General features: G+C 71.6%; 13 protein-coding genes. 6 read left to right on the top strand and 7 right to left on the bottom strand.

Annotation, left to right across the window (positions count from 1 at the left end; translation table 11 throughout):
- Positions 1 to 1,027: PAS domain-containing protein (locus ACFU97_RS38070; RefSeq protein ID WP_384265673.1), on the bottom strand; the 1,027-nt coding region annotated here is incomplete at its 3' end.
- 256 nt (positions 1,028 to 1,283) lie between these two features.
- Between ACFU97_RS38070 and ACFU97_RS38065 the strand changes: the two genes are divergently transcribed.
- Together ACFU97_RS38065 and ACFU97_RS38060 are read left to right on the top strand one after the other, a co-directional pair.
- A complete protein-coding gene (locus ACFU97_RS38065) occupies positions 1,284 to 4,379 on the top strand; it encodes a glycoside hydrolase family 2 TIM barrel-domain containing protein (RefSeq protein WP_384265671.1) in 3,096 nt (1,031 codons plus the stop codon).
- Between the two features lie 150 nt (positions 4,380 to 4,529).
- Positions 4,530 to 6,773 (top strand): glycoside hydrolase family 9 protein, encoded by a 2,244-nt coding sequence (locus tag ACFU97_RS38060; protein WP_384265668.1) that lies wholly within the window; start codon positions 4,530 to 4,532, stop codon positions 6,771 to 6,773.
- On the opposite strand, the gene ACFU97_RS38055 is transcribed toward ACFU97_RS38060, so the two are convergent.
- Entirely contained in the window at positions 6,764 to 8,239 is a 1,476-nt protein-coding gene (locus ACFU97_RS38055; RefSeq protein ID WP_384265666.1) for a cytochrome bc complex cytochrome b subunit, read from the bottom strand. The genes ACFU97_RS38060 and ACFU97_RS38055 overlap by 10 nt on opposite strands.
- A complete protein-coding gene (gene sigJ, locus ACFU97_RS38050) occupies positions 8,236 to 9,141 on the bottom strand; it encodes an RNA polymerase sigma factor SigJ (RefSeq protein ID WP_384265663.1) in 906 nt (301 codons plus the stop codon). The genes ACFU97_RS38055 and sigJ overlap by 4 nt, the downstream gene beginning before the upstream one ends.
- A gap of 175 nt (positions 9,142 to 9,316) precedes the next feature.
- Here sigJ and ACFU97_RS38045 point away from each other — a divergent pair, with 175 nt between their 5' ends.
- On the top strand, positions 9,317 to 9,946 hold the full coding sequence (locus tag ACFU97_RS38045; protein ID WP_384265661.1) for a hemerythrin domain-containing protein: 630 nt from the start codon (positions 9,317 to 9,319) through the stop codon (positions 9,944 to 9,946).
- Positions 9,947 to 9,965: 19 nt separating this feature from the next.
- On the opposite strand, the gene ACFU97_RS38040 is transcribed toward ACFU97_RS38045, so the two are convergent.
- Positions 9,966 to 10,688 carry a 2OG-Fe(II) oxygenase gene (locus tag ACFU97_RS38040; protein WP_384265659.1) on the bottom strand — a complete coding sequence of 241 codons (723 nt, stop codon included), beginning with the start codon at positions 10,686 to 10,688 and terminating at the stop codon, positions 9,966 to 9,968.
- 28 nt (positions 10,689 to 10,716) lie between these two features.
- Positions 10,717 to 11,217: a methylated-DNA--[protein]-cysteine S-methyltransferase gene (locus tag ACFU97_RS38035; protein WP_384265656.1), complete on the bottom strand. Its 501-nt coding sequence runs from the start codon at positions 11,215 to 11,217 to the stop codon at positions 10,717 to 10,719.
- A gap of 145 nt (positions 11,218 to 11,362) precedes the next feature.
- Here ACFU97_RS38035 and ACFU97_RS38030 point away from each other — a divergent pair, with 145 nt between their 5' ends.
- The 3 genes from ACFU97_RS38030 to ACFU97_RS38020 all read left to right on the top strand — a co-directional run bounded on the left by ACFU97_RS38030 (position 11,363) and on the right by ACFU97_RS38020 (position 14,046).
- Complete coding sequence (locus ACFU97_RS38030) at positions 11,363 to 11,608, top strand: hypothetical protein (RefSeq protein ID WP_275771916.1); 246 nt, start codon at positions 11,363 to 11,365, stop codon at positions 11,606 to 11,608.
- Positions 11,609 to 11,611: 3 nt separating this feature from the next.
- The gene (locus ACFU97_RS38025; protein ID WP_384265653.1) at positions 11,612 to 11,989 is read left to right on the top strand and encodes a toxin Doc; all 378 of its coding nucleotides are present in this window, start codon (positions 11,612 to 11,614) and stop codon (positions 11,987 to 11,989) included.
- A 449-nt stretch (positions 11,990 to 12,438) separates the two neighbouring features.
- The gene (locus ACFU97_RS38020; protein WP_384265651.1) at positions 12,439 to 14,046 is read left to right on the top strand and encodes an RICIN domain-containing protein; all 1,608 of its coding nucleotides are present in this window, start codon (positions 12,439 to 12,441) and stop codon (positions 14,044 to 14,046) included.
- 75 nt (positions 14,047 to 14,121) lie between these two features.
- Here the strand turns inward: ACFU97_RS38020 and ACFU97_RS38015 are convergent, their stop codons facing one another.
- Both ACFU97_RS38015 and ACFU97_RS38010 read right to left on the bottom strand, forming a co-directional pair.
- Complete coding sequence (locus tag ACFU97_RS38015; protein ID WP_384265649.1) at positions 14,122 to 15,099, bottom strand: 2-hydroxyacid dehydrogenase; 978 nt, start codon at positions 15,097 to 15,099, stop codon at positions 14,122 to 14,124.
- Positions 15,096 to 16,265 (bottom strand): lactate 2-monooxygenase, encoded by a 1,170-nt coding sequence (locus ACFU97_RS38010; protein ID WP_384265647.1) that lies wholly within the window; start codon positions 16,263 to 16,265, stop codon positions 15,096 to 15,098. The genes ACFU97_RS38015 and ACFU97_RS38010 overlap by 4 nt, the downstream gene beginning before the upstream one ends.
- Between the last annotated feature and the right edge of the window lie 59 nt (positions 16,266 to 16,324).

The following is a 16,324-nucleotide window of genomic DNA, read 5'->3' as shown; positions in this document are numbered from 1 at the left end:
CCACGATGGAGTGCCCCGCCAGCAGCGGATCGGCCTGCGGGGAGGGAGTCGGGTAGCGGTCCACGTGCCCGATCTCGACCACGGCCTCCGGTGTGCCGGGGTTGACGGACAGATGCGCGGTGCGGCGCAGGACGACCGGGTCGGTGGGCGGTCCGGCGTACGGCTCGCCGCCGGGGTCCTGCGGGTCCAGCAGGTCGACGCTGACGAAGTCGGCGAGGGCGGGCACGCAGACCTCCGCCAGCTCCTCGGCGGTCCGGGTGACGTCGAGGGTGGTGCCGATGCGGACGCTCGCCTCGTTGACCAGCTGGAGCCGCTCGCGGGCCTGGTACTGCTCGGAGAAGTCGTGGGCGGCCACGCACACACCGCGGATCCTCCCGGCCGTGTCGGTGATCGGGGACATCCGGGCCAGCCAGACGTTCGGCCGGCCGTCGAGGCCGATGGGCACGTACGTCTGCACGTCGTGGCCCTGCCCGGTGGTCAGGACGCGGCGCAGATGGCGCTCGATGTCGGTGCCCTGCGGCCGGCCGCTCACCTCGGGCAGCCGCAGCCCCCGTACATGTTCCTCCGGCAGCCCCAGCACCTCGGCCATGACGTCGTTGATCCGGCGCAGGCGCAGCCGGTCGTCGCAGATCGCGACGGCGCAGGGGGACTGGAGCAGCCCCGCCTGCTCCAGCGGGTCGTCGGCCATGCGCCGCCGATCGCCCTCCAGGGGGCTGACCACCAGCCACTCGGCCGGGCCGCCGCCGTCGGGTTCGGTGCGGTGGGCCAGCAGCCAGACGGGGACGGAGCCGCCGTCCCGGTGGCGCAGCGTGACGAGGCCGTGCCAGCGGGAGCCGTCGGGGTCGAAGACGGGGCCTGTGGCCTCGCCGACCAGGAACTCGGCGGCGGGCCGGCCCACGGCGTCGGCCGCCGTCCAGCCCAGCAGACGCTCCGCGCCGGCGCTCCACCCGACGAGCGTGCCCTCCGCGTCGACGACCGCGCGTGCCGTCGCGGTTTCGTCGAAGTCGAAGGGGTTGACCGGACTCATCGTCGCCACTCCATTGCGCACACTCACAGTGAACAGGCGCGTCACTTGAGTTCCAGCCTAGTCCGTCGGCGGGTTCACGGGACGGCAACCCCGGGTCCGCGGGGGCGGCCGATAGAAAGCGCATACCGGGACGTTGTGGCCCACGGGGCAGGAGTACCGCGCCGAACCCTTGACGGCCGCAAGTTACGTGGCGAAAGAATCTGTTTGTTCCCGATCAATTGTGAGTACTTCTGGGCCCTGATGAGGGGGGAGTTCCATGACAGTGACGCGAAGATCGGTCCTGATCGCCTCCGCCGCCGCACCGGCGGCGGGAGCACTGGCCGGCAGTCCGGTGGCGCAGGCCGCCGAGGCCGTGGCGGGTGGATCCGGACGCCGCACCGTCGCCCTGCGCGACGGCTGGCGCTTCGCGCTGGTCAATTCCGACGGAATCACCGACCCCACCGGTGCCTACGCCCAGGCCGCCGACCCGGGCTACGACGACTCGGCGTGGCGCGAGGTCGCGGTGCCCCACGACTGGAGCATCGAGCAGACACCCACCACCGAGCACGGCACGACCAGCGGCACCGGCTTCCTGCCCGGCGGCCTCGGCTGGTACCGCCTCGCCTTCACCCTGCCGCCGTCCTTCGCGGGCCGGCGCATCTCGGTGGAGTTCGACGGCGTCTACATGGACTCCTACGTCTACTGCAACGGCACCGAGGCCGGCCGGCACCCCTACGGCTACACCGGATTCGCCTTCGACGTCACCGACCTGCTGCACACCGACGGCCGCACCGAGAACGTCATCGCGGTCAAGGTGCAGAACCAACTGCCCAGCAGCCGCTGGTACTCGGGCAGCGGCATCTACCGCGAGGCCCGCCTCGTCGTCACCGAACCGGTGCACGTGGAACGCTGGGGCACGTACGTCACGACGCCGGACGTCAGCGAGGACCGGGCCGTCGTCCACGTGCGGACCTCGGTCGTCAACGAGTCCGGCGCCGCGCGCCAGGTCGAGATCCGCTCGACGGTCAAGGACCCCGACGGACGGACGGTGGCGCGTACGGCGAGCACGGCCGATGTCACGGACACGGCGGCCGAGACCCACGAACTCACCGTCACCAGGCCCCGGTTGTGGGACTTCGCCGCACCGCACCGCTACACCCTGGAGACCGAACTGCGCGTCGGCGGCAAGAGCGTCGACACCTACCGCACCACCTTCGGCATCCGCACCTACCGCTTCGACCCCGACGAGGGCTTCGAGCTCAACGGCGCCCACAGCAAGATCAAGGGCGTCGACCTGCACCACGACCAGGGCGCGCTCGGCGCGGCGATCAGTCTCGACGCCGTGCGCCGGCAGATGACGATCATGAAGTCGATGGGCGTCAACGCCTTCCGCACCTCGCACAACCCGCCCTCCCCGCAGATGATCCAGGTCTGCGAGGAGCTGGGCATCGTGATGATGGTGGAGGCGTTCGACTGCTGGCGGACCGGCAAGACGAAGTACGACTACGGCCGCTTCTTCGACGAGTGGTGCGAGAAGGACGCCACCGAGATGGTGCGCGCGGCCCGCAACTCGCCCGCCGTGGTGCTGTGGTCCATCGGCAACGAGATCCCCGACTCCACCTCCACCGCGGGCCTGGCGATGGCCGACCGGATCATCGGCGCGATCAGGGCCGCCGACGCCACCCGGCCGCTGGTCATCGGCTCGGACAAGTACCGCTCGGTGCCCGCCAAGGGCTCCGCGGCCGACCTCATGCTCGCCAAGCTCGACGGACTCGGCCTGAACTACAACACCGCCAAGTCCGTGGACGCGCTGCACGCGGCCTACCCGCACCTGTTCCTCTTCGAGTCCGAGTCCTCCTCGGAGACCTCCACGCGCTCGACGTACCAGGAGCCCGAGCACCTCAACACCGGGGAGAACTACACCCCGGGCGGGCGCGCGACGTCCTCGTTCGACAACAACCTCGCCTCCTGGACCATGAGCGGGGAGTACGGGCACAAGAAGGACCGGGACCGGAAGTGGTTCGCGGGCCAGTTCCTGTGGTCGGGCATCGACTACATCGGCGAGCCGACGCCGTACAACGTCTTCCCGGTGAAGGCGTCCTTCTTCGGCGCTGTCGACACCGCCGGCTTCCCCAAGGACATGTACCACCTGTTCCGCAGCCAGTGGGTCGGCGAGCCCATGGTCCATCTGCTGCCGATGAGCTGGAACCACGAGGCGGGCGACACGGTCGAGGTGTGGGCGTACTCCAACGTCGACACCGTCGAGCTGTTCCTCAACGGGAAGTCCCTCGGGACGCGCACCTTCGACACGAAGAGGACCACGGACGGCCGTACGTACCTGGAGACCACGGAGGCGACCGGCGACGACAAGACCTTCACCACCGGCCCCTACCCGGGCAGTTACACCAGCCCGAACGGCAGCGCGGGCAAGCTCCACCTGATCTGGAAGGTGCCGTTCGAGCCGGGCGAGCTGAAGGCGGTGGCCCGGCGGGGCGGCAAGGCGGTCGCCACGGACGTGCTGCGCACGGCGGGCGAGCCGCATGCCGTACGGCTCACGGCCGACCGCGACTCCCTTGCCGCGGACGGGCGTTCGCTGGTCTTCGTGACCGCGGACGTGGTCGACGCCCACGGCGTGGTGGTGCCCGACGCCGAGCACCTGATCACGTTCGACGTGAAGGGCGGCTCGCTCGCCGGCCTCGACAACGGCCGGGAGGAGAGCGCCGAGCGCTACCAGTCGAGCACCCGCACCGCCTTCCACGGCAAGGCGCTCGCGATCGTGCGCTCCGGCGCGAAGGCCGGCAGCCTGAAGGTGAGCGCCCGGGCCGACGGGCTGCGGACCGGCACCGTGTCGGTACGCACCACACAGGCGCGCTCGGCCGCGACCACCCCGGCGGCCGTGTTCCGGCCGGACCACCCGGCCGCCCCGAACTACCCGTTCGCGGACGCCAGTTACTCCGGTCGCCCGGACACGCTGCCCGCGGCGATGCTCGACGGCGACGCGGCCACCGGGTGGTCGAACGCCTTCGCCAAGTCGGCGACGGCCCTGCTCCCCGCGTTCAACGGCGCCCGCGCGAAGGACTGGGTCTCGGTGGACTACGGACGGGCCCGCGGCTTCGACCGGGTGGAGGTCTCCTTCACCGTGGACGCGACGCACAGCCTGCCCGCGTCCGTCGAGGCGGCCGTGTGGGACGGCCGGCGGTACGTGCCCGTGACCGGAGCGGCCGTCGACCGGGCCACCGCCTCGGACGCGCCGACGGTCGTCACCTTCGACGCGGTCCGCGGCTCCCGGCTCCGTCTCACGCTGACCAGCGCCCACCCGGGCGAGGTCGCCGGGGCGGTGCGCATCACCAAGCTGGCGGCGCCGGGCGGCTGACCAGCCCCGGCGGTCCGGACGGGAAACCAGTCCCGTCCGGACCGTTGACGGGTGTCATGGCGCCAACAAACATGTGCTGCGTCCGCATCTGGGAGCGCTCCCACCGCACACGGCGAGCGTCACCCGTCCCTCCGCCCGAGGAGCCCAGACGTGAAACGACGCAGAACCACGCTGCTGACCATCGTCGCCCTGCTGGGCGCGGCACTCACCGCGCTGCCGGCCGCTCCGGCCGCGGCGGACGAGGTCGAGCAGCTGAAGAACGGCACCTTCGACACGACCACCGCCCCCTGGTGGACGACCGCCAACATCACAGCGGCGCTCTCCGACGGACAGCTCTGCGCGGACGTCCCGGGCGGCACCGCCAACCGCTGGGACGCCGCCGTCGGCCAGAACGACGTCACCCTGGTGAAGGGGGAGTCGTACCGGTTCAGCTTCAAGGCGTCCGGCTCGCCCGGGGGCCATGTGGCGCGGGCGGTCGTAGGGCTCCAAGTGGCGCCGTACGACACCTACTTCGAGGTGAGTCCGCAGCTCAGCGTCTCCGGCGACACCTACTCGTACACCTTCACCTCGCCCGTCGACACCACCCAGGGCCAGGTCGCCCTCCAGGCCGGCGGCAGCGCGGACGGCTGGCGGATGTGCCTGGACGACGTGTCGCTGCTCGGCGGCGTGCCGCCCGAGGTGTACACGCCGGACACCGGGCCGCGCGTGCGCGTCAACCAGGTCGCCTACCTGCCCTCGGGGCCGAAGAACGCCACGCTGGTGACCGACGCCACCGCGAAGCTGCCCTGGCAGCTGAAGAACGCCGGCGGCACGACGGTCGCGCACGGCTGGACCGTGCCGCGCGGAGTCGACGTGTCCTCCGGGCAGAACGTCCACTCGATCGACTTCGGCGCCTACCGCAAGGCGGGCAAGGGCTTCACGCTGGTCGCCGACGGCGAGACGAGCAGGCCGTTCGACATCGGCACGAGCGCCTACGAGCAACTGCGGCTCGACTCGGTGAAGTACTACTACACGCAGCGCAGCGGCATCGCGATCCGGGACGACCTGCGGCCGGGCTACGGCCGGGCTGCCGGCCACGTCGACGTCGCGCCGAACCAGGGCGACTCGAACGTCCCCTGCCAGCCCGGCGTCTGCGACTACAGGCTGGACGTCACCGGCGGCTGGTACGACGCGGGTGACCACGGCAAGTACGTCGTCAACGGCGGCATCGCCACCTGGGAGCTGCTGAGCACCTACGAGCGCGAACGGCTGGCCCGCACGGGCGAGTCGGACAAGCTGCGGGACGGCACGCTCGCCCTTCCGGAGAGCGGCAACAAGGTGCCCGACATCCTCGACGAGGCCCGCTGGGAGCTGGAGTTCCTGCTCAAGATGCAGGTGCCGGACGGGCAGCCGCTGGCCGGCATGGCCCACCACAAGATCCACGACGAGCAATGGACCGGTCTGCCCCTGCTGCCGAGCGAGGACCCGCAGAAGCGCGAACTGCACCCGCCGTCCACCCAGGCGACCCTCAACCTCGCGGCGACGGCCGCCCAGGCGGCCCGCCTCTACCGGCCCTACGACCGCGCCTTCGCGGCCAGGGCCCTGACCGCCGCCCGCAAGGCATGGTCGGCGGCGCTCGCGCATCCTGCGATGTACGCCTCCGCCGGCGACGGCACCGGAGGCGGAACCTACGACGACACCAACGCGACCGACGAGTTCTACTGGGCCGCCGCCGAGCTGTATCTCACCACGGGGGAGAAGCAGTTCGCGGACTACGTGACCGCCTCGCCCGTGAACACCGCCGACATCTTCGGACCGCTCGGCTTCGACTGGGGCCGGACGGCGGCCGCCGGGCGCCTGGACCTCGCGACCGTGCCGAGCAGGCTGTCCGGTCGGGACAAGGTGCGCCGGTCGGTGGTCGAGGGCGCGGACCACTACCTGGCGGCGCTGAGGTCGCAGCCCTACGGCATGCCCTACGCCCCCGCGAACAACGTCTACGACTGGGGCTCCAGCCACCAGGTCCTCAACAACGCGGTCGTCCTCGCGACGGCGTACGACCTCACCGGCTCGGCCAAGTACCGTGACGGCGCGGTCCAGAGCATGGACTACATCCTCGGCCGCAACGCGCTCAACATCTCGTACGTCACCGGCTACGGCGAGGTCAACTCGCACAACGAGCACAGCCGTTGGTACGCCCACGAGCTCGACCCGAACCTCCCCAACCCGCCGCACGGAACCCTCGCGGGCGGGCCGAACTCCTCCATCCAGGACCCCCACGCACAGAGCAAACTCCAGGGCTGCGTCGGCCAGTTCTGCTACATCGACGACATCCAGTCCTGGTCGACCAACGAGACCGCGATCAACTGGAACGCGGCCCTGGCCCGGATGGCGTCCTTCGTGGCGGATCAGGACTGAGGCTCACGCTCCACGAGTTCACCCTGCTCCCGCAGGTGCGCGGTCAGGGTGTGCAACTCGGCCTGGTCGAGCGGCTGGTGCACCTCGACGTACTCCCCGTGCGGCAGCCGCTTGATCACGCCGGTCTCCCGGCCGTGCAGCACCAGCTCCCGGTCGCGGAGCTGGAGACCCAGGCAGATCCGGTGGGTGGCGACGAAGACGAGCACCGGCACGGCGAACACCGCGACACGGACCAGCCAGGTGACCGTGTTGATCGACAGGTGCAGCCGGGTCGCCACGACGTCGTTGCCGCCGCCCGCCAGCAGGATCAGGTAGAGGCTGATCCAGGACGCGCCGATCGCGGTGCGGACCGGCCGGTTGCGCGGGCGGTCCAGGAGGTGGTGTTCGCGCCGGTCGCGGGTCAACCGGGCCTCCAGGAACGGGTAGACGCCGATGAAGACCAGGAGCAGCGGGAAGACCACGACGGGGATCAGCACGCCGAGCACCAGGGTGTGGCCCCACAGGGTGACCTCCCACCCCGGCATCACGCGCACCAGCCCCTCCGCGAAGCCCAGGTACCAGTCGGGCTGCGCTCCGGTGGAGACCTGGTCGGGGCGGAAGGGGCCGTAGACCCAGACCGGGTTGATCGACGCCACCGCGGCGACGATCGAGAGGGTGCCGAAGACCAGGAAGAAGAAGCCGCCGGCCTTCGCCAGGTACACGGGGTAGAACGGGGCGCCGATCACGTTGCGTCGGGTCCGTCCCGGGCCCGCGAACTGCGTGTGCTTGTGGTAGACGACCAGCAGGACGTGCGTGACGACGAGGGCCGCCATGATGCCCGGGATCAGCAGGATGTGCAGCGAGTAGAAGCGGGCCACGATGTCGTGGCCGGGGAACTCCCCGCCGAACAGGAACATCGACAGGTACGTCCCCACGATCGGCACCGACAGCAGGGCGCCGTTGACGAAGCGCAGGCCCGTCCCCGACAGCAGGTCGTCGGGGAGCGAGTAGCCGAACAGGCCCTCGAACAGGCCCAGGAGCAGCAGCGTCCAGCCGAACAGCCAGTTGACCTCACGGGGCTTGCGGAACGAGCCGGTGAAGAAGTGCCGCATCATGTGCGTGACCATCGCGGCGACGAAGACCAGCGCCGCCCAGTGGTGCAGCTGCCGCACCAGCAGCCCGCCGCGCACGTCGAAGCTGATGTCGAGCGTGGAGGCGTACGCCTCGGACATCCGCACGCCGTTGAGCGGGACGTAACTGCCGTGGTACGTCACCTCGTTCATCGACGGGTGGAAGAACAGCGTGAGGTACACGCCGGTGAGGATCAGCACCACGAAGCTGTAGAGGCATATCTCGCCCAGCAGGAACGACCAGTGGTCGGGGAAGACCTTGCGCAGGTACTTCCTGCCGAGCGAGTGGATGCCGAGGCGGCCGTCGAGCCAGTCGGCGACCCGCTCGCCCCTGCCGGGCGTCTCGGTGGCGGTCACGCCTCCTCCTTGTGCACATGCGTGAGCTTGTCGGGGTTGGTGACGATGTAGATCCCGCAGACCTGGTCGCCCTGGGGCGTGAGGTCCATGACCATGACGGCGTACGGGGACTCGCCGTCGAACAGCACGGCGGCGTCGTCGCCGTTGACGCGGCGGTAGCGCAGGTCGAGTTCGTGGTGCCGGACCCCGCCCCGGGTGGAGTAGCCCGTGATCAGCCGGACCGCCTTGTCGCGGCCGTGCACCGGGCGCAGCCCGGCCGGCTTGCGGACGCCGCCGCCGTCCGTCCACACCGTGACGTCCGGCGCCAGGATCTCCATCAGCTCGGCGATGTCGCCGCCCAGCGCGGCACGTACGAACCGCTCGGTGGCCTCCCGCCGCACCCGCGGATGCGCCCGGTAGCGCGGCCGCCGGGCGTGCACATGGTCGCGCGCACGGTGCGCGAGCTGCCGTACGGCCGCGGGGGAGCGGTCGATGATGTCCGCGATCTCGGTGTGGGCGTACCCGAACACCTCGTTCAGCACGAACACCGCGCGTTCGAGGGGGGTCAGCGACTCCAGGACCACCAGCATCGCCAGGGACACCGACTCGGTGCGTACGGCCGGATCGCCGGCGTCCGCCTCGTCGGCGACCAGCGGCTCGGGCAGCCACGGACCGACATAGGTCTCGCGCCGCCGGGCCACCGAGGTGCGGCGCTGCAGGGCGTGGTTGACGGCGATGCGGACCAGGTAGGCGCGCGGGTTGGCGACACCCGCCGTACCCCGGCCCGTCCACGACAGCCAGGTCTCCTGCAGCACGTCCTCGGTGTCGGCGACGCTGCCCAGCATGTTGTAGACGAGACCGAACAGCAGCTCGCGATGGTCCATGAAGACGTCGGTCGCCTCGTCGACAGAGCTCTCGGACATACGTGGGCCTCCCCAGTGACGCGCTCACTACTCCGAGGCCGGAGAGGGGCCGGATTGTGACATCGCACGGCCGGAATGTGACGTACGTCTCAGCGCATCCCGCCCGCGTCACAGTCGTGCGGTGCCCGGCCCTCCTGGACGGGAGTGAAGGACCCGAACGGGAAGAAGTCATTCGATGACCGACAGTAAGCAGAAGGCGATCGACTTCACGCCGATGTACGCCTCGCACGACGCGTTCCGGCGCGACCTGGAGCGGCTGGCGTCCGCCGTCGCCGACGGGCGGGCGGCCACACCCGCGGTCGGCGCCGGCTGGGAGAACTTCAAGCACCAGCTGCACATCCACCACACCGCCGAGGACAGTGAGCTGTGGCCGCGGCTGCGGCAGCGCGTTGCCGGACGCCCCCGCGATCTCGCCGTCCTCGACGAGATGGAGGCCGAGCACGCCCGCATCGACCCGCTGCTCGCGGCGGTCGACAGCGCGCTGGCCGACCGAGCGCCCGAACTGCCCGATCTCGTAAGGGCGTTGGGGGCTACTCTCGACGACCATCTCAAGCACGAGGAGGACAGTGCCCTGCCGTTGATGCAGGACGCCCTGACGCCCGCCGACTGGGCCGGCTTCACCGGCCGGATGCGCGAGACGCAGGGCCTGCGCGGCGCCGCGCTGTTCGTGCCGTGGATCGTCGACGGCGCCCCGGCGGCGGACCGCAGCGCCTTCCTGGGTGCCCTGCCGCCGCCCGTCCGCGTGCTCAACCGCCTTTTCTGGCAGTCGAGTTACCGGCGCAGGGGACTGTGGGTGCAGGCATAGGCCCGTGGGCCCGGCGGGGCTAGGACGCGTCGTGGAAGACGATGCCCAGGCAGTGCCGGCGACCGGAGCGGACGGTGCTCACGCCGTGCCGCATCGCTCCGGCCGACCAGCCTCGCCGGGTGCGCACCGGCCGGTCCCGGGTGGTGAAGACCAGTCCGTGCCCCTGCCGCAGCGCGGTCGCCGTGCCCCGCGACTGGGCCCGGGGCCGCTGCTCCACCATCAGGAACTCACCGCCGGTGTAGTCGCCGCCGTACTCGTCGAGGCCGACGACCACCTGGAGCGGGAAGAGCATCTCGCCGAAGACGTCGCGGTGCAGGGCGTTCCAGTCGCCCTCGCCGTAGCGCAGCAGGATCTGCGCCGAGCGGTCCTGGCCGGCCGCATGGCATGCCTCCAGCCACTCCTGCAGGGAGTCCGGCCAGGGTGCCGGGCGGCCGAGCCGGGCCGCCCAGTCCCGTGCGACGGGCAGCAGGCGCGGGTAGAGCGCGGCGCGCAGCGCGGACACCGCGGCGGGCAGGTCGTGGGTGAAGTAGCGGTACTCGCCGGAGCCGAAGCGGTGCCGCGCCATGTCGACCGTGGTCCGGAACAGCTCCGGCTTCTCGTACAGGGCGGCGAGGTCACGGCACTCGGCGGGCGTCAGCAGCGGTCCCGTCGGCGCGCTGCCGTGCACGTCCAGCTCGGCGGCGAGTGCCGCCCAGTCGGTGTCCGCGGCACGCTCGCGTGCCTGGGCCGGAGTGAGCGTCATGCCGTCTCCTTCCGTCGTGAGGGGCCGGTCACGCGAGCATCTGCTGCAGCGCGCCCTCGTGCGTCAGCAGCCGCACCTTGCGCTCGACGCCGCCCGCGTATCCGCGCATCGAGCCGTCGGCGCCGATCACGCGGTGGCAGGGGCGGACGATCAGCAGCGGGTTGGCGCCGATCGCGGCCCCCACGGCCCGGATCTCGGCGCGCGGCACGTCCAGCCGCGCGGCCAGTTCGCCGTAGGTCGTCGTGGTGGCGTACGGGATCTCGTCGAGCGCCCGCCACACCCGCTGCTGGAACGGCGTCCCCTCGGGCGCGAGGTCCAGCGTGAAGCGGGGGAGCCGGCCCTCGAAGTAGGCGGTGAGCTGCCGGCGCGCCTCGCCGAACGCCTCGTCGTCGCGCCGCCATCCGGAGCGGACGACGGGGGCGGTGCGCTGTCCCGGCAGGGAGAGCGAGGTCAGTGCCGACCCGTCGCCCACCAGCAGCAGTTCGCCCACCGGGCTGTCGGTCGTGGTGTACGTCGTGTTTGCCGTCATGGCTTCAGTCTGCTGCGCCGCACGGCCCGGAACCGGCGGATATCGGACATGGTCCTCCGCCGTCGCCGACACCGCCGGGTACCGGACGAAAGGGCTTCGACCAGCGGATATTTACGAGTAAGTACCTCGGCGGTACCGTGAAGGCATGCCAGCCCTGAATGTCGAGTTCAGCGATCGTGAACTTGAGGACCTGCGGCAGATCGCCAAGGAACGCGGTACGTCGATGAAAGCGCTCGTACGCGAGGCCGCCGCCGCGGACATAGCCCGGCACCGCGCCCTGCAGGAGGGCGCGGAGGCGTTCCGCCGCTTCTTCGCCTCGCACGCCGACGAGTTCGCGGCCGCCTTCCCGGACGACGAACCGGCCCACACCGGCGAGGGGCGGGTCGCCTGACCGATGGCACCCGTCATCCATATCGACGTGCCCTGGCTGCTGCAGCGCCATGAAGAGGTCCTGCCGGACCAGCCGACCGTCAACGACTTCTCCGCCCTGGTCGCCGCCGTCGCCCGCCACCGCGTCGACCCGCCGCGACTCGGCGTGGACTCCGACCCCGCCTGGCGCGCCGCCGCCCTGCTGCACACCCTCGCCCTGCTGCGACCCCTGCCGTCGGCCAACGCCCGCTTCGCCTGCGCCACCGCCGTGGCCTACATGTTCGTCAGCGGAGTCGGCATCGACCCGCCCTACGGCGCCCTGGTCGACCTGGCACGCGATCTGATGTCCACCAAGACCGATGTCTACGGCGCCGCCGACCGGCTGCGCTCCTGGCAGATCTGAGGGCCGCCGACCGAGCCGGTGCAACCCGCCGCCCCCCGGGGCCGCCGGCCGAGGGCGGGAGGAACAAGGCCGGCGGCCCGTGTGTGCGCAGGAGAGCCGCCGTCCTGCGCAGGGCCTCCGAGAAGGGCCGGTACACAGTCCACTACGGGGTTGCGCACGCCGGGAGCGTGCGCAGTGCTCCGGCGCGTGCGCCTGATTCACACGGGGCGCATGGAATGACGAAAGCTCATGGGGCCGGGGTGAGTTGCCGCGGTATCTGACTATCTTTCAAAGATGCGGATGTTGCCCGAGTGCCTTGTTGGTCATGAGCGTCCTGTGCCAGGGTGAACTACCCGTGCGGGGGGTGTAATGACCGGGTGTCGATCGCCCTATCGGAAACCGGGTCGAATGGACATACCTGAATTCACGCCCTCCTGTGTGTCCCCTGCGCGTGGGAAGGAATCCCCTCAGTGCCCACCCCCCACCCACCTCGCCCCCCTTACCCGCCGCCCGGCGGGGTTCCCGGGGAATCCGACGAGAACCTCGCCGCCCGGCTGAGGGGACGTCCCGACGGCGAGGTCGCCCAAACCGTCGCGCTGCTCATGGCGCGGCACTGGCAGCCCGCCCGCGACTACGCGGCCATCTGCCTCGCCTCCTCGGCCGAGGTCGCCTCCATGGTGACGTCGGCGGCCTTCCACCAGGTCCTCGACCGGCTGGCGCTGGGCGAACCCGCGCTCGCCGTGCGCCCCCGGCTGCTCGTGGCGGTCCGGGAGACCGTGCGGGTGTGGTCCGCGGAGGACCGAATATCCGGTGTTCTGCCGGAGTTGCAGAAACCCGCCGGTGGCCGCGGTATGCGGTCGGCGAAGTCCATGACGCCCGAAAATCGCAAGCTGGCCGAGCGTTCATTCCTCGGCCTTCCCGGACTCTCCCGGTGTTTGCTCTGGCACGTCGAGGTCGAGGCGGAGTCGATTGCCGTTCCGGCCGCCCTGCTCGGTTTGGACACCGAGACCGCGACGGCAGCGCTCGAACAGGCGCGTGATAAATTCCGCGAAGGCTGTGTGCAGGCCCACCGGGAACTCGCGCCGAGCAAGGATTGCCGGTTCTACAACCGCCTCCTCGACGTTCCCATTCGCCGCGGTGGAGCCCTGCTGCCGGATGTCCAGCAGCACTTGACGCAGTGCCGCTACTGCCGTTTCGCCGCCGAACAACTGAGCCATTTCGAGGGCGGGTTGGGGATGCTCCTCGCCGAGGCCGTGCTCGGCTGGGGCGCCCGCCGCTATCTCGACTCGCGTCCCGGCCGCACCGGGCAGGGGACGCGCACGCGCGGCACCTCGCGCCACGGCCGCGGGCGCTCGCGCGTCCTGCCCCGTCTCCCGCTCGCCGTCCGCCGGCCTCCGGGGCTGCCGGGAAACTCGCGGGCCCTGCTGACCGGAGTGGGCGTCGCCTCCGCCGGGCTGCTCGTGACGGTGTTCATGACCGGCCTGTTCACGTCCGACGACGGCGTCGACCCGGCCGCCTCCAACAGCGCCGGCGGCGGCTCCGCGCCCGGCGTGACCGCGCAGTCGACACCCGGCACGGCCCAACTCCCGTTGATTCCGGGGCAGTCGAGGCTGCGCAACGCCGGCGCCGGACTCTGCCTCGACATCAGGGGCACGGTGCGGGCGGGGGCCGCGGCCGAACTGGCGACGTGCGCGAACGTCCCCACCCAGCTGTGGTCGTACGACAGCGACGGACTGCTGCAGAGCGCGGCGGACGCCACGCTGTGCCTGGACTCGCACGTGGACGCGGGCGTGGTCGTCCTCGGCAAGTGCGCCGGGGAGAAGGGCGGACGGGCCAACGACGTGCGCTACGACCTCACCGTGCAGGGGGAGTTGCTGCCCCGCTGGGACGAGCAGCTCGCCCTCGCCTCCACCGCCGCGCAACCGGGCGCGGACATCGTCGTCAAGGTCCGCGACCACTCCCCGGCGCAGCGCTGGCTGGCGGACCCCACGTCGTCGGCCGGGCCGGGCTCGCTGTCGATCACCGGGACCCGCACTCCGGCGGTACGGCCCGCCGGACTGCCGGAGCGGAGCTCGTGACCGGGGCGGGCCCACCGCGGTGGGCGTGGTCGGTTCACGACGGTGAGCCCGACCGGTGAAGGCCGGTGGGCGCGGTCAGTTCACGACGTCCTTCGGCTCCCCGCCCGCCAGGTAGCCGGTCACGTTCTGCACGGCGGCCAGCGCGATCCGGATCAGCGTCTCCCGGGTCACGCCGCCGACGTGCGGGGAGAGCACCACGTTCGGCGCCCTGAGCAGACGCAGGGCCGGGGTGGGCGGTTCGGGGTCGAAGACGTCGATGCCCGCCCCGGCCAGGGCGCCCTTCTCCAGCGCGTCCGCGAGGGCGTCCTGGTCGATGAGAGCGCCCCTGGCCGTGTTGACGACGAACGCCGTCGGCTTGAGCAGCGCGAGCCGTCCGGCGTCGAGCAGGTTGCGGGTCTCGTCGGTGAGCGGCGCGTGCAGGGAGACGTAGTCCGCCGTGCGCAGCAGTTCGTCGAGCGGGAGGTGACGGGCCCCGCCCAGCCGGGCCTCCGTCTCCTCGGGCAGCCTGCGGCGGCCGGTGTAGACGACGTTCATGTCGAACGCGACCGCGCGGCGGGCGACTTCCTGCCCGATGTTGCCGAGCCCGACGATGCCGAGCGTCTTGCCGCACAGCTCGGTCAGGGAGCGCTGGAGGCGGGGGAGCGCCCAGTCGGCCTCGACGAGCGCGGTGTGCGCCGGGATCAGCTGCTTGGCCAGCGCGAGCATCAGGGCGAAGGTCTGCTCGGCCACGTTCTGCGACTCGGCTCCGCTGGAGCCGATGTTGGCCACCTTCACCCCGCGGGCACGGGCGGCGTCCACGTCGACGTAGTCGAAGCCGTGGCTCGCGCACTGCACGAGTGCCAAGTCCGGTGCGGCGGCGAGGTGTTCGGCGCCCACGGGGGCGAGCGCGGTGATGATCACGTGCGCCCTGCGCAGGGCCGCCGGGTCCTCGTCGGCCGCCTCGACGACGGTGACGTCCGCCTCGGTGGGGAAGAGGGTGGCGAGCCCGGCACCGGCGCTGCGGCCGCCGACGTGCGGGGCGATGACGGCGAGCACGTTCTGCGGGTCGGTCATGCGGATTCCTCGATGAGGTCGGCGGGGCCGATCGTGGCGGGGGTGGCGTGTCCGGACAGGGCGAGCGTGAGGTCCAGCTCGGCGAGCAGGCAGCGGATCACGTGCTCCACGCCCGGCTGCCCGTCGAGCCCGAGCCCGTACACGTACGGCCGCCCGAGCAGCACCGCCCGTGCGCCGAGCGCGAGGGCCTTGAAGACGTCGTCGCCGGTGCGGATCCCGCTGTCGAAGAGCACGGTGAGCCGGTCGCCGGCCGCCTCGGCGACCCGCGGCAGGGCGTCCGCGGCCGCGACGGAACCGGCCACCTGGCGGCCGCCGTGGTTGGAGACGACCACGCCGTCCATCCCGGCGTCGGCGGCGAGCCGGGCGTCGTCCGGGTGCAGGATGCCCTTCAGGACGATCGGGCCGTCCCAGTTCTCCCGCAGGAACGCCAGGTCCGGCCAGCTCTTGCCGGGGTCGGAGAACATGCCGACGAAGTGCATCACGGCCGCGTTCGGGTCCTCGTGCACGGGCTTGGCGAGGCCCGCCCGGAAGGCGGGGTCGGAGAAGTAGTTGGCGGTGCCCACCCCGTGCAGGAAGGGGAGATAGGCCTGGTCGAGGTCGCGGGGGCGCCAGGACAGCAGCGGTGTGTCGAGGGTGACGACCAGCGCGGTGAACCCGGCCGCCTTCGCGCGGCCGAGGAAGCTGCGGGCCACCTCGACGTCCTTGGGCCAGTACAGCTGGAACCAGCGCTCGCCGTCCCCCATGGCCTCCGCGACCTGCTCCATCGGTGTGCTGGACGCAGAGGACAGGATGTACGGCACGCCCTGCGCGGCGGCGGCCCGGGCGGCGGCCGGCTCGGCGTCCGGGTGCATGATCGACAGCACGCCGACGGGTGCCAGCGCCAGCGGGGCGGGCAGGGTGCGGCCCAGCACCTCCACCGACAGGTCCCGCTCGTGCACGTCCCGCAGCATCCGCGGCACGATCCGGCGCCGCTCCAGCGCGGCCCGGTTCGCGCGTGCCGTGCTGCCGTCGCCCGCGCTGCCCGCGACATAGCCGACGGGCCCGGGACCGAGACGCTGCTCGGTCAGCTCCTCCAGCCGGGTCAGATCCGTGGGCAGCCGTGGCACGGCGCCCGTCATCCCGTTGAGATAGATCTCGTACTGGAAGTCCGCCCAGTGCTTGGCCATGAGGTGGTCCCGCCTCTCGTCGCTGAGAACGCGCTGCACGCCGACCATACCGGCGGGTA

The sequence above is a fragment of the Streptomyces sp. NPDC057616 genome, from assembly GCF_042800575.1.
Taxonomy (GTDB): Bacteria; Actinomycetota; Actinomycetes; order Streptomycetales; family Streptomycetaceae; genus Streptomyces.
Note: the sequence above shows the minus strand (reverse complement) of the source record. Positions and strands in the feature narration are given on the sequence as shown.

What these genes read in the sequence shown, in the direction of transcription:
- ACFU97_RS38065 (WP_384265671.1), top strand. Translation starts at nt 1,284, where the DNA reads ATGACAGTGACGCGAAGATCGGTCCTGATCGCCTCCGCCGCCGCACCG.
- sigJ (WP_384265663.1), bottom strand. Translation starts at nt 9,141, where the DNA reads ATGTCCGAGAGCTCTGTCGACGAGGCGACCGACGTCTTCATGGACCAT.
- ACFU97_RS38045 (WP_384265661.1), top strand. Translation starts at nt 9,317, where the DNA reads ATGACCGACAGTAAGCAGAAGGCGATCGACTTCACGCCGATGTACGCC.
- ACFU97_RS38040 (WP_384265659.1), bottom strand. Translation starts at nt 10,688, where the DNA reads ATGACGCTCACTCCGGCCCAGGCACGCGAGCGTGCCGCGGACACCGAC.
- ACFU97_RS38035 (WP_384265656.1), bottom strand. Translation starts at nt 11,217, where the DNA reads ATGACGGCAAACACGACGTACACCACGACCGACAGCCCGGTGGGCGAA.
- ACFU97_RS38030 (WP_275771916.1), top strand. Translation starts at nt 11,363, where the DNA reads ATGCCAGCCCTGAATGTCGAGTTCAGCGATCGTGAACTTGAGGACCTG.
- ACFU97_RS38025 (WP_384265653.1), top strand. Translation starts at nt 11,612, where the DNA reads ATGGCACCCGTCATCCATATCGACGTGCCCTGGCTGCTGCAGCGCCAT.
- ACFU97_RS38015 (WP_384265649.1), bottom strand. Translation starts at nt 15,099, where the DNA reads ATGACCGACCCGCAGAACGTGCTCGCCGTCATCGCCCCGCACGTCGGC.
- ACFU97_RS38010 (WP_384265647.1), bottom strand. Translation starts at nt 16,265, where the DNA reads ATGGCCAAGCACTGGGCGGACTTCCAGTACGAGATCTATCTCAACGGG.